This is a genomic window from Enterococcus sp. CWB-B31 (assembly GCF_020567645.1).
In the GTDB taxonomy this organism is placed as follows: Bacteria; Bacillota; Bacilli; order Lactobacillales; family Enterococcaceae; genus Enterococcus_L.
In genome coordinates this window covers 64,521-77,930 of the sequence record NZ_JAJDJW010000001.1, presented here as the reverse complement: position 1 = coordinate 77,930, position 13,410 = coordinate 64,521, and the positions used below count along the sequence as shown (strand labels likewise).

Below are 13,410 nucleotides of genomic sequence, written 5' to 3'. Positions count from 1 at the left end.
TCAGGTGTTATTATTCGCCAGACGAATGGCTTCCTTCTCTGGAAAGACAACTACATCCGGCGTTAACAATAATTCTTTGGTGCGGTCTGCCTTCGGCAGAAGATATACCACTGCCGCCTCCCTTGTCTTTCCTGCCTCAAGCGAGTCTTCTCCTGCTTCAAGCAGCGTCTTAATCTCACTATCCAACTCGCCCAGGTCCATTAAAGAAACCAGTGTCATCGGTGTGCTGCCCGCAGTTGCCTTGATTCCCTTACTCCATTGCTCTTTGGGAGAAAAGGATGCTGTGCTGACATTTACACAGGTAAAACGAAGAACCAACAGGTCTTCCTCTGTCGTCCAATCCACTTGTTTATATCCTGTGATTTGCAGATCAACTATATCATTGTTCATTGTCCCCAAGTCGTTACCAGTAGTCGCCCCCTCAGAAGTATCAGTAGTCGCTACACCTGTTTCTTTCAACGTCTGGACAGATTGCTCAAACAATGCCTTACGCTTGGCATCTGACTGATCATCCGGACTGTAAAACTGAAACTCCACCAAATTGGTGTCTGTTGCCACGTAAAAGAGGTGAACCCACATTTTTCGTTTTTTATAGGTACTTTCTGCCAGATAATACACGCCCGGCCACTCTCCCACCTCAAATTCTGTCGGAGTCATGCTTCCTTCAACACTATACAGTTCTTCCAAAGTCGTCTGAGTTGTCTCAATCAGGTCCTCTTTGGCTAACCCCGGTACCTCTTCTACCCGAATAAACATTCGAGCTGTACTTTGGCTGTCCTCAGCACCAAATACAGCGGCTTGATTAAAGACTTCCTTATACGCCTCAACTGCTTCCCATTTTTCTGGCAGAGAAAAGCGATACGCTATTTCGTTACCGGTAAAGCTCACCGTCTCTGCAGACAGTTTGCCTTGTCCACATCCCGTCAGTATCAGAAGCAACAGGCAGAAAACGACAAGTACTCGCCAGCTAGTTTGTGTCATCTTCGACTTCCTTTCTCTGTTTCCTTCTCAGCATCCACATCATACCAATAAACAAGCCCGTGCAGCCCAACAGCAGTCCTACCCCGATTGCAAAGCCTGGCGGCAGATAAACAAAACGGATCTCATGCTCACCGGCAGTCACAGGAACTGTTAAAAAAGCCTCTTTGAACGGAGTGATTGCTACTTCCTTACCATCAATATAGACACGCCAGCCTCTGTCATAGGGAATGGTCGTAAACAACACCTGATCATCTGCTGCGTTTACTTTACCGATCGCTGCACGCCCCTCTGTCACCATCTCCACGCCTTTGTTCTGAATCAGTTCAATTGCTGCCGCATACTTCTCTGTATCCAACACCAACACATCCGGTTTATACAGACTGACATGTGTCTGCTCCAATGTTCCCCGTGGAAACGTCGTTGTCACTTCCACTGTCGTCGTTTCCTCATAATACCCAATATTATAATACTGCCCACTGTTTGGCAGACTCATAGAACGGGTTATCTCGTTGACCGTTAACTGAACATCCATCCCGCTGGACAGACCAAAATCGGTCGGAACAAGGCTTAAATACCCCTGGCTGTGGGCTGGAACAGTGACCGACCAGGTCACTGATTTGTTTTTCCCTGGCTGCTCTTCTCCAATGTTCAGAATTGTACCATTTTCTTTTTCTGTTAAAATTGCATACTCCGAATCCACAATTGTTGCATCTTTAACCGAATAGAAATCCAGCTGCTTTCCTGAGAAATACTGAAACAGCTCGGTTTGATTGTTCAACACACCCTCCTGATAAATCCCCTCATCCGTTAGAATCCCCAACGGCAGAGCATAACGATTTTCATACAGGCTGTAGTCACCGTTTGTAGCGACTTTTTCAAAACCGAACTTCATCGGATCTTCCTTGGCAATGTTATACTGAATCCCCACAAGGGCGTCGCCCAATAACGTATTGTTTGCATATTGAATATTCAGATTAGTCCCCAGCGAACGAAACCCAAGAGCATTCACATACTGTGACGAATGTCGGTTCCGGATTGATGAGAACATTCCTACACCAGAATACCCAAAATTAAAGCTGTCATTTAATGTAAGTCTGTCCAGATTTTCCATACGGAAAAACGTTTCCTGTGAATCATTTGCAAGATCAGTCAGCGTTTGAATCTCCTGATGTCCGGTAGTATAGAGGACCCGGCTTGGATAGCCCCAATCCTGACGGATTCCGGTAATCATTGCCCGAGTGTTGACAAAGGCTTCTCCACACATCAACAGAACCAGCAAGGCCAGTAAGCCCCTATGCCAAGTCGGTTTTTTCTCCCAAAGTAGATAAATCCCTAGATAAATGATCAAAAGACCAAAAGTAATGTAAATGGTTTCAGTGGTGATAATCCCATAACGCTTCTTGTTCGACAGCAGCAGAAAAGCCAGAAACACACCGCCGAGGCCTAAAAAGATATTCATCAATGTATTCATCTGTCTGCTGGTATATCGTTCTAATCCATAACCAGCTAACAATAAAATTAAAAAAGCAATCAAAAAACTAAACCGAAATAAAAACATGTTCGGCGCATGAAGCCCATGCCAAAATAAGTTCAACGGGTAGATATAAATACTCCCAATCAACAGAACAAATAAGCTGCCATAGCCCAGACGTTCCTTCCATGTGGTCTGTCTGCTGACAAAATAAAACAGACAGAAAATCAACGGGAGCAGTCCGGCATAAACAAAGGCCATACTTTCATACTTAGATGTGTCATAGACCCCCACCATCAATTTTGCCACCATATCCCAAGGCCCTGTATCAGCGGTCACTAGAGTCTGTATACTCGTCAAACTTTCCCCATTGCTGCTAAGATCCAGCAGGGTAGGTAAAATGGTCACCATGGAGGCGCCTCCGGCCAACAAGGATGTTGCCAAATACAGCCCGATCTGTCTTTTTGCTTTCTCCCAGTGAATCAGGGTACGAATCAGAAAATACAGGAAGCTAAACACACCAACCATGAATGCCATATAAAAATTTGAAACAAACAAGACCAGATAACTGATAAACAACAGGCCTGGTTTTTGCTGATCCATCAGCCGATGGATTCCTAAAATAATCAGAGGAAGATAAACAAATGTATCTAGCCACATAATGACCTGAGAATACCCCACCGCATAGCCTATCAGCGCATAACTGACACTCAGTCCCATCACCATCCAAGGAGAAAGCTTACGATAGGTTGCCCGGCCAAACACCCAAAAGGACAAGCCGCTGCAGCCAAACTTCAAAAGTGTCAGATAGTATAGGGTATCCGGCATGGCATAGTTGTCAAAAAATACAACCAGCGGACTGAACAACCCATTTAAGTAATAGGCCATCAGCGACCAGTAATTCAGGCCCAAAGACCCGGACCATGTATAAAATATGTTTTGTTTTCCTGTAAGAACGTTATGTAAGCTGGCATGGAAATTCGAATACTGGACAAAGGAATCACTGGACAGAATGGTCAGCTCACTTCCCGGATAAATCCCATGACGCCAATAAACGATTGCCAGTATTAATACCGGCAGTAAAAAACTCAGCAGCGCAGCAGCGCTGTTCTGATTCAACCATTTTTTCTTTATTGTCTGTATCATCGTCTTCTCACTTTCTTTCATTTATCTGTCCTTCTAGCCCACCAATCGGATAATAACGTGACACCACCACACCTTCAATCTGATCCTGTCTGATCAAGCCAAAGGCCCGGCTGTCAGTGGAGTGGTTTCGATTGTCGCCCAATACAAAGTATTGGTCTGGTGGAATCTCTGTCAGGTTTGTCAGAGACTGAGCAACACCTTCGCTCACAGTCAGCTTGATGGTCCCGTCAGGTAAAGAGGATAGCTCCTCTATTACTGGCAGCTCCTGCCCGGTTTCTTTAGGCAAAAGATACAGGGCCGTCCCATCCACCAGCAGAGGATCCCCCGGCAAACCGATCACCCGTTTCACATATGAGTCATCGGGCGCATCTGCAGGAATAAAGGTTACAATGGCATAGCGTACAGGGAGTTGATGCTTATTGAACAAAATTCGATTATTGGTTTGAAAGGTTGGTGCCATCGATCGGCCATCTACCCGGTGAGTGCCAAACCGGAAAAAGAAAAGCCCCAGCAAAACAGCCAAGCTCAATATAATCAGTGTATCTCGATAGCGACTGACTCGTTGACCAACTGTCTGTGGCGCTGAAGCTACCATCTTAGGGACTTTTTTCACCTTCACGCGCATTTTTTTTGGTGTTTGGACACTACCACCGACAGTTGGTTTCTTTTTCTTAGAACGTGGCGTATGTTGTTGACGAGGACTGATCGGTTGTGCCATTGCCTGACGAGTCCGTGACTTTTTTTGTATACGTTTTTTTGACGATACAGCTGACTGCGTTACACTCACCTGCACACCTCCTTGTCTGTTAAAACTGAGTCATTTGATGTAAGGGGAAGATACGGGCTGTTACTACCCCTATCACCACCTCTTCCGAAACAAAACCGAAACTTCGGCTATCGCTGGCATAGCGACGATTGTCACCTAATACAAAATAGCTGTCTTGTGGGACCCTACTTTGGCCCAGTAGCTCCTGTAAAATAAAATTTGCTGTTGCCGGTGTGCTATCTTCGCTTTCTCCGATGCTAGATAAAAAACGTTCTGGGATTTCCTCTCCATCGATCCAGAGGTGTCCTTCCTGATACTCCACTGTTTCTCCCGGCAGACCGATCACGCGACGAATCAGTCGCTGCCCAGTCTGTGGATTCTTGATATATACCAGACTAAATCGTTTGATGCTTCCCTGTTTTCTCACCAACAGTCGCTCCTGATCATTCAGTGTCGGAGTCATCCCGTAACCGTCCACTACTGGTAAGGAAAGCGTCAGATAGCCTATACTTCCTGCCAGCATACTCACAATAGCCACTGTAAGACCCAGCTCGATCAAAAAAGTGCGTAGTATTCGGGATCGTTTCTGTTTTCTTTTTTTCATTTTTACATATGTATGAGAAGAAGCACTAACTGAACGGCTTCGTCTTTTTCTACCCGACTTTGGTTTTTCTGTATTGTTTACTCGTTTTTTCTTTTTCGCAGCTGCTTTCTGCAGGTTCACTGTAGAAGACGCGTTCCCGCAATCATCGGAAGCCGGTCTCCCTGTTTTTCTCTGTTTCTTTCCCTGCTTAGCCACAGCTGTCTTCTTCTGCTTCCCTGTTCCTTCTGTGTAGGCCTGCAGCTTTATTTGTCGTTGGTTGGTGGCTGCTCTTTTTTTCTGCACGCTTCTCCACCTTCTTACTGGTTCTTCTTCAATGCGGCTTCATTTACCTTAAACTGCTTAAAGACTTTTGTCTGACTTTCTTCTGCTTTTTCAATATCTGTTAGATAGCCCTGAATGGCTTCTGTCGCCTGTAACGTTTCCACCCTCTGTCCATTTAGGTTCACACCTAATTCTCTCAACTGAACAAAGTATCGGTTCAACAGCTTTTGATTGTCTTCTGTCAACCCCTGATAAGCCTTTCGTGCCCCATAACTGCCCAGTCGTCCTGACAGCTCATGGATATTTTTAAAGGATTTCTGCGGCGTTGTGCCAGCTTCCAGCTCCTGCAGCTGTACTACCAGCTCCTCCAATAAATAATAACTTTGAACAATGGCTTCTGAATCTTCTGCCTGTAAATGATACTGTTGATAGTAGCGGGTATAAAAACTGCCCCCACCTGCCAGTAGTGCCAATACCAGTAGAACAATCCAACCGGTACACTGACGGCTGTACTGTGCACGCAACTCTTTCTGTTGTCGTTTCCACCGTTTTCTCTTTTTTTTGTTTTTAGGCGGTCGTCTCCCCGACAGCTTCTTCATTCTGCCTCGGGTTCGCCCCCAGAAAAAAAGAAAGAACAGCCCGAAAAACAAAAAGAGAAGGGCCGCAGCTAACAGCGAAACGAATGACCAATCTAATACACTCATTTCTTTCCCTCCTCTCCATTACTTACTTTCTTTTTTTCTTTGTTTTGCGTTGTTTTTTCTTTTTCTTACGATTCAGGTACACAATCAAAAAGAGGACTCCACCAAGCACCAGCCCGCCTCCGACAATCAGTCCCACCAACAACCAGTTGATGCCTTGTTCCTGAGTCAGCTGTACATCCTGTTTATTAAATTTGTCCGCTTCTTCATCTGTAATCGTGAAGTCCTGATCCCATTCCCAACTTCGGTCACCGGCAGTGGCCACAACACGAGCATGATAGTCCCCAGGTTCCATCCGTTCACCATTCATGGAGATAGGAAAGTCCACCATACTATTTGGAGCTACCCGCATATTGGCTTTCTTTGTATCATAGATGACATCCTCACTACCTTGTTTAGTAATTTGCGCTTCCACAGTCAACGCGTTCAGGTATTCTGCTTCCACATTTGAAAAGTTTACATAGATCGTATTGCGGGCATTGTTGGTACCTGCATATACCTGATTCAGTTCCAAATTCGGCTGTACCTCTGTATCGGTCTCTGTCAACATCATACCAATCAAAAAGGCATATTCATTAATCAATCCAGTCTGTCCTTTTCGGGCTTCTTCATCTATTTTTTCCTTCAGCTGAATCCCACCAGAAATCACGCCGTCATAGCTTACCTCCGGCATTGTGATGGCCAGATCCAGCGTCACCACTTCTCCCGGCGGGAGAGTCACCGTCTCCGGTCCTTTTACCAAGTCCTTGAAATCGTACTTTAACGAAGCATCGTTATCAATGGCGATAGGACCATATTCAATAACGCCGTTCCCATTGGTCTTGGCCCCATTTAACGAAACTTCCACCGTTTTTTCTACCCCTCCATTGTTGGCCAATTCAATCTGAACCGTTTGTTGCTGGCCAGGACTCATCCGTAAATCAAAGTACCCGATCGTCATATCTCGCTGATTCTCTGGAAACATCACCTTGTATGAAAAACCCGCCGGGTTGGCATTCGTGTCAGAAGATCCTTCTTCTGCATATGTCGAGGTCGCAAAACCTCCCAGTCCTACTATGTATAATAGCCCAATCATCAGGCTGATCCATCGCTTGTTCATCTTTTTGTCTTCCTCGCTTCCTTTTATGAAAGAAGGTCGCCGACTTGAGTCAAGCCGACGCCCTCCAACACATTAAATCTTCTTAGTTTACAGACGCAAGTGTCCAAGTGATTACTGCTGTGTAATCCCCTTTTTTCGCTGTTGTTACTGGAATTTCAAGAACAACTGATTCTGCTCCAGTTGCATCAGATGCTGTACCGAAGTTCAATTCGAATTGTCCGTATCCTTTCCCTGCACCACCTGCTGGGTTGTCGATAAATGTTTGTTTTTCACCAGTGTCACCGGCTAATGTTACTGCACTTGTTGTTACGCCTGCAGGATCCAATTCAGCTGCTCCACCGTTGTTGCTTAACCACATGTTGTTGTATTGGATTGTCGCACCAGTTAATAGCACACCTGTACCTGTTTTGAATTGTTCTGATACTTCTGCTTGCAATGTATATTGGTGATCCGCTGCTTCACGGAAGTCTTGGAAAGATACAAAGTTTTGTACGTCAAATTCATCAGCATTACCTTTGTTTGCTGCAAATAATTCAGCATTCCAAGTTGTTTGAGAACCTATACCAGCCACGCTGTGCTCGCCAAATTCTAATGGTGTTACAAAGATCATTCCGAAATCACCTGGGTTTACCATAGATGGATCTGTAATCTGTGTACCATCAGAAGAACCTGGATCTGTGATTGTTGGTACACCTGAAGTGTCAGATGTGAAAGCAATATGCCCGGTACCGGTACCAATTTTTGGATCTTCTACCGCTTTTGTAGCATTTGGCAACGCAATTGCCAGTCCTGCTGCTGCTACTAATGCAGCTCCGCATAATTTGTGTGATAATTTCATGTGTGTTTCCTCCTAATGTGTGTGTGTTTTATTTATGGCAACTCGGCTAATATCCAAGTTAACACCGTTGTGTAAGTAACCGGGTCCTTTTTGGTTGCCCCCGGTATGGACAACTTGATGGCGCTGTTTTCATAAACCTGCTGGTTTTCATAGGCCGCATCAACGACAGGCTGACCATCTTCCGTTATTTTAGGGGTCAATGTACTGGTTAATCCTAATGGATTCTCCGCTGAAGCCCCAAAGGAAATCGACCAGGTACCTGAACCCGTACCCACGGCAGCTTCTGCCAGATTATAGGTAGAACCGATATTGTCCAGATGAATGACTTCTTTGGACACCACCGGTGCCTGAACCGCTGTCTGGGCGGAGTTAGTCCACGCCTGATCTAGAGACAGCACGGCACCATCCAGCTGTCGGTTCGGGGTGTCAGGATTATAAAACTGCATCTCCTGCCGAAGCTGTAACGTCCAGCCTAAAGCACCACCCCGGTAATCCGAAATCTGGATAAAGTTTCCCCGGGCTGCCGTACCGTCGTGAAACAGCTGGGCATTGACCGGATAACTGGTATCCTTTGATGACAGCCTATTCGCTGAGAAGCTCAGCTGCGGAACAAATTCGATGCGCAGGTCTCCGTTGGTCCTTGGACTTTCACCCGGATCCACCGGTGTATCCGGATGTTCCGGATCCTTGACCAGCCCGTCGCCTTCATCCCCAGCAAACCGTACGTGGCCATTGCCGGCTGTACTTGAGGTTTCCGCCTGTGCAGACACAGGAAGTGCTGCACAGAGTACGCTCCCAAGAACTAGACAGCCAAGCAGATGTGTTAACGTCTGTTTCATTCTTCTGCCTCCTTTTTCCTACGTTTATAAAGGAATAAGAGGAAGGCAGCAACAATCAGAGCTGCTCCGCTGATGGACAGACTTTTCTTCACCAGTTCCCCTGTAGAGGGGTATTTCCCAGCCGGTTTGGTTACCGGCAGTTCAGAAGAGCTGACCGAAGGTACAGGTTCTTGCGAACTGCTTGAAACAGGCGGTTCGGAGCTGGAAGGCTTCGGTTCATCTTCATAGAATGTTATTTGTCCATTGGTCTGAACTTGACCGCCGTTACCTTCAGCAAAAGCTGTATTTCCAACTACTGTAAACCCTATTACCATAATCAGAGACGATAATAGTAGGAACAATTTTTTCATTTTCAACACTATTACCTCCTTTTTATGGTATAAACGTATCCGCAACAGTAAACTCAATGACAGCTTGGTACTCACCAAGTTTTCGATATTGCGTAGCAGAAACATCCATCACAAAGCCATTGTCTTTGTTTTCCCATTCCGACTGACTGACATTATAGTCACCTGCGGCAGTCTGTTGGGTGATTATAACTGCCTGATCTAAGCTCATTGTTTCTATTCCATCATCATTTTTATATTTCAATGAAGTTGGCAACGTATAGTTTTCATCATCCACAGAAGTCATTACCTTGGTAACTGTCGCTGTCAATGTCCAGTTTGAAGCAGTAGCACGGCTGTCATTCACAACTAAAGCTGTATCAAATGTTGGCTGGTCAGCAAAAACTGCTCCATAGCTTCCAGTAGTTTTTGTTCCAAAGTCAATTTCACTTGGAGCTGAAACTAAACTCAATGTTCCATAAACATCCAATAATTTATTTTCATTGGACTCAGTAGTGATTGGCTCATGGTCAGAGTCAGGATTCACTGGACCGGGAACAAACGGTGTCTCACGTAAAGATTCACCATCGGCTATTGCCTTATTTATAATAGTTGCTCCAGCACCAGTCGTATTAATTTTCACATTAAACGTAACAACTACTTGATTCGTCGTTATATCTCCTACTTTTACAGACAATGTACGAGTTGCTTCGTCATACTCTACCTGATCTTCTGTCACAGCAGTTCCGTCAATTTTTACATCAGCAGTTGCTAAATCAAAATCAACCTGACTTGGCAGAACATCTGTCAAAACAACAGCATTCCAGAATGTGTCAGCTGTCAAATTTTTGGCCGTTAAAGAATATTCCACTGTATCGCCAACTTGTGCATCGGAAACTTCTATATCTTTACGATATACTTTCGCATCCTTTACAAGTGAAACATCTTCCGGAATTACATTATTAGCTGTAAGACGCAAAGCCTTATCGAAACGATAATCGGCATCACCCGTAATTACAGCATCATGATATCCCTCAAAAGCATCATAACCGTCCACTTCTTTGTTGATATTTCCATAAATACCATCAGGCTCCTGTGTATAGCTTACTGGTAGAACATACTCTGGAACAGGATCGATTAGTGTATTATCTTTTAGGTAAACATCTACTTTATCTGCCTCTTCTACATATGCAGGCAAATTAATCAGCCACTGTCCATTTGCAACTGTTGTAGTAACCAAATTACCATCACTGTCTTCCAGCCATTCATTATTGAGCTTAACAAAGACTTTCGCACCATTTTCATCGCCAGTTCCAGAAATTTGTTTGGTTGCATTGGTTAAATCGGTTGATGAAACAACTTGAACTGGAGGTGTAACATCAATTGTTTTGACAGTCCCCGCTAAGATATCATCAGCCTCACTTGTATGGACACGATCAGATGTTGAATCGGCTCCGCCACGCCATGCAGCAATGACTTCTGCTGTCATTCCTTCAACAGCAAATTGACCATCTGGAATTGGAATAACAAATATTCCTCCGCGCGGATCTTCTCCATAAACACTCAGCCCCGGACTGGTGTCGTCTTTACCGACACTAGCACCTGTTGTTTTAAATGCTGGTGAACCATCAGGATTATAAACTTGCACTTCAATGTATACCTCATCTGTCCAAGCATCTCGGATGTCATCTAGTCCTTCCGGAACAGAAGCATGCCCAAAGATAAATTTGTCAGCATTGGTTGGAATTCTGAGTTCATCAATAATTGCCGAAGCATTATTCGCACTCATCCGTGAATAAGCCCGTGCCCCAATATTTCCATAAGAAGTAGGTGTTGTATTAAACTCGTCAGGAACATTCGTACTGGCTATCGTAACAAAATCAGCACCAGTCAGCGTATAATCAAAAATAGACCATGATCTAAATGGATTTCCGTTAAGATTTGAACCTACTTTCCATACTGACAAATCTGATTGTGTAGAAGTCATTCTCGAACTTGGTCCCCCCGAAAGTGTGTATCCACCACCAGGACGATTATTTCTCATATCGAAATACTTAGGAGCATTTAAATCAAAGGTTAATGTACCTGCCTCAATTGCTCCACCGCTATTTGCAGAAGAACTTCTTCCTTCTAGAATAAAGTTTGTACCCGGACCAACATCTGCACTTAATGCAGATGTAGAAAAAATTGCCGGACCGTCGGCAGCAGTAATATCTACCAAGCTGTCTTTCCCTTCCAAATAGAAGAACCCTGTACCCGTGTATTCTATTCCGCCATTACTATTATTAGAGGCAGAGCCATTATATCCTTCATTGGTAATACGTAACTGTCCACCGTTTGTAACATTCACACCATTACCATCACCATACATCCGAATACCAAAAGCGGTAGTTGCTCTACTAGTGATATCTACAACAGCATTATCAATGTTGAAAGTCATCGCTCCTCTGATACGGAAACGTAAAGCTGAACCTAAATCATAGTTTGCCACCCCAGTTGAATCTTTAAGAAGTTTTAGTTTTGCACCGTTTCTCACATTAAACACAGATCCTAATGACTGTATCTGCAAAGCAGATGTACGGAGCCCTTTACTGTTTAGCTCTGCTCCATCTGACAGATTGAACTCAGCTCCGTCTCCTTGAACACGCATGGTTGCTCCATTGTTAGCAGTCATTGAAGTATTCCCAGAGTCCATATTCAATTGAGTACCTTCACCAGAAATATTAATTGTCGATGGAGTATTTGCGTTGGCTCCATCACCAAAGTCATAACACAAAGCTAAAGCTTCTCTAGTTCTTGAATAGGCATTAAAAACAGCCCCATCAGACATCGTTAATGAGTTTCTCCCTCTTACCCAGTAGCCAATTGTATTGGCATTCAAGTCAAGTGTAGAGTTAGCTTCCATCGTAAAGCTGGAAATCAGTCCATAAATACCATGTGAACCTTGTGCACCGGCAGCATAGTTTGCACTAGTAGATACTGTAGTAGATGTACCATTGTTGGTAATTGCTACTTTTGCATCTTCCTTGATCAGTACATCTGCTTCTTCCATAAGAAAGATAACTGCATCACTATTCGCTGAATTGCTGGTAATTTCTACATCGGCACCTTTTCCTACAGTAAAGCCGGTTCCATAAATACGGTGACCAGTTCCTGTTGGAGTAAGTTTAAACGTTGTATTGTCCTCTACAATAAATTTATTCACATAAAATGAGTAACTCGTTGTATTGGTTGTATTGGTATACTCAATATTAAGGTTAGCTCCATTACGAACGACAAACTCAGCAGCACCAGCTTTTACTTGCGTAGTATTTGCCCCACTGGCAGTTAGATCCAATGTTCCGCCGCTTAAGACATTTACAGAGCCAGCAGCATCAATCTGTGTATTGTTAACACCTGTCGAAGAACCTTTTACAGTTGCTCCGTCTTCAATTGTGATATCACCTGCTGTGGCAATAACCGTTGCATAAGTCGAAGTTGATGCAGCTTCAAGTGTTGAATTTGTTTTCGCAGTAAATGAACCTGTATTGATTACCCTCGTGTAGTTTGCTGAAATAGTACCAGTTTTTACAGAAGCACCTTCTTCAAGTACAACACTTGTCGCAGCATTCAAGCCATAGTTATAGTTTGCAGCAGCTCCATTGGTCGTCCATGTCCCTAAATCAACTGTTGCATTTTCGCCAACCGTCACTGTATTTCCTTGAAAAGCACCACCATGTCGATTGGATGTTTGAGCAAATGTAACATCTGCTCCATCTAATATATTTAATGATGTGGCTTTAATATGAGGAATATCTGTGTTCGACTGCATACGCAGCTTTGTTGTACCGGAAATATTTACTGTTGCACCTACAGCATCCAAAATAGCACTTTGAGCTGTTGTTGTCTGCGTTCCAGTTGTTACTGAATTCAGGTTAATCGTCCAATTGGTACCATTACCAGAAAAAACTGCTGTTGCGGGAGTTGTGTATTTATGCAAATCCACATTGTTTAAAGTCAACGTCGTTGGACTGCCGACATTCCCCAAAATCACACCATTAACAGTACCTGTAAAGAAATTTATAGTGTTGCCATTCCCATTAATCGTAATATCTCTGGAAATGGTTCCAGGAGTAGCTCCTCCCGTCGGCTTTGTAATAGGACCTCCTAAAGTTATTTCTGAAATATCAGGATTTTGAAGTTCCGAAACAAACTCTGCCCAGGAAGTTACTGTGCCTGCTTCAGCTTTTTGAGCAGTACCCAAAAATATAAATAGCATCGTAACAACTACACCAGCTTTTATAAGATATTGAAGCTTTCTTCCAATTTTCATTATTTTCCTCCTTTCCTCAAAAATAGCGTGTTGATGATAGACAACACATTTATTTCAATTTCTTCA

Annotated in this window: 10 protein-coding genes; all 10 read right to left on the bottom strand. The window is 44.0% G+C overall.

Annotation, left to right across the window (positions count from 1 at the left end):
• The 10 genes from LI954_RS00310 to LI954_RS00265 all read right to left on the bottom strand — a co-directional run bounded on the left by LI954_RS00310 (position 1) and on the right by LI954_RS00265 (position 13,344).
• Complete coding sequence (locus LI954_RS00310) at positions 1–981, bottom strand: hypothetical protein (protein WP_229442108.1); 981 nt, start codon at positions 979–981, stop codon at positions 1–3.
• Entirely contained in the window at positions 968–3,619 is a 2,652-nt protein-coding gene (locus LI954_RS00305; protein WP_420705956.1) for a YfhO family protein, read from the bottom strand. Before LI954_RS00305 ends, LI954_RS00310 begins: the two co-directional genes overlap by 14 nt.
• Positions 3,606–4,385 (bottom strand): signal peptidase I, encoded by a 780-nt coding sequence (lepB, locus tag LI954_RS00300; RefSeq protein ID WP_229442109.1) that lies wholly within the window; start codon positions 4,383–4,385, stop codon positions 3,606–3,608. Before lepB (LI954_RS00300) ends, LI954_RS00305 begins: the two co-directional genes overlap by 14 nt.
• A 19-nt stretch (positions 4,386–4,404) precedes the next feature.
• Positions 4,405–5,250, bottom strand: coding sequence for a signal peptidase I (gene lepB / locus LI954_RS00295; RefSeq protein WP_229443171.1), 846 nt, complete (start codon positions 5,248–5,250; stop codon positions 4,405–4,407).
• Positions 5,251–5,264: 14 nt separating this feature from the next.
• Entirely contained in the window at positions 5,265–5,933 is a 669-nt protein-coding gene (locus LI954_RS00290) for a hypothetical protein (protein ID WP_202067049.1), read from the bottom strand.
• A gap of 22 nt (positions 5,934–5,955) precedes the next feature.
• Positions 5,956–7,029, bottom strand: a complete 1,074-nt coding sequence (locus tag LI954_RS00285) for a DUF916 and DUF3324 domain-containing protein (protein ID WP_202067050.1) — start codon at positions 7,027–7,029, stop codon at positions 5,956–5,958.
• An 82-nt stretch (positions 7,030–7,111) separates the two neighbouring features.
• Entirely contained in the window at positions 7,112–7,867 is a 756-nt protein-coding gene (locus LI954_RS00280; protein ID WP_202067051.1) for a WxL domain-containing protein, read from the bottom strand.
• Positions 7,868–7,899: 32 nt separating this feature from the next.
• The gene (locus LI954_RS00275) at positions 7,900–8,706 is read right to left on the bottom strand and encodes a WxL domain-containing protein (protein ID WP_202067052.1); all 807 of its coding nucleotides are present in this window, start codon (positions 8,704–8,706) and stop codon (positions 7,900–7,902) included.
• Positions 8,703–9,056, bottom strand: coding sequence for an LPXTG cell wall anchor domain-containing protein (locus LI954_RS00270; protein ID WP_229443465.1), 354 nt, complete (start codon positions 9,054–9,056; stop codon positions 8,703–8,705). Before LI954_RS00270 ends, LI954_RS00275 begins: the two co-directional genes overlap by 4 nt.
• 22 nt (positions 9,057–9,078) lie before the next feature.
• On the bottom strand, positions 9,079–13,344 hold the full coding sequence (locus tag LI954_RS00265) for an isopeptide-forming domain-containing fimbrial protein (protein ID WP_229443169.1): 4,266 nt from the start codon (positions 13,342–13,344) through the stop codon (positions 9,079–9,081).
• Positions 13,345–13,410 lie beyond the last annotated feature (66 nt).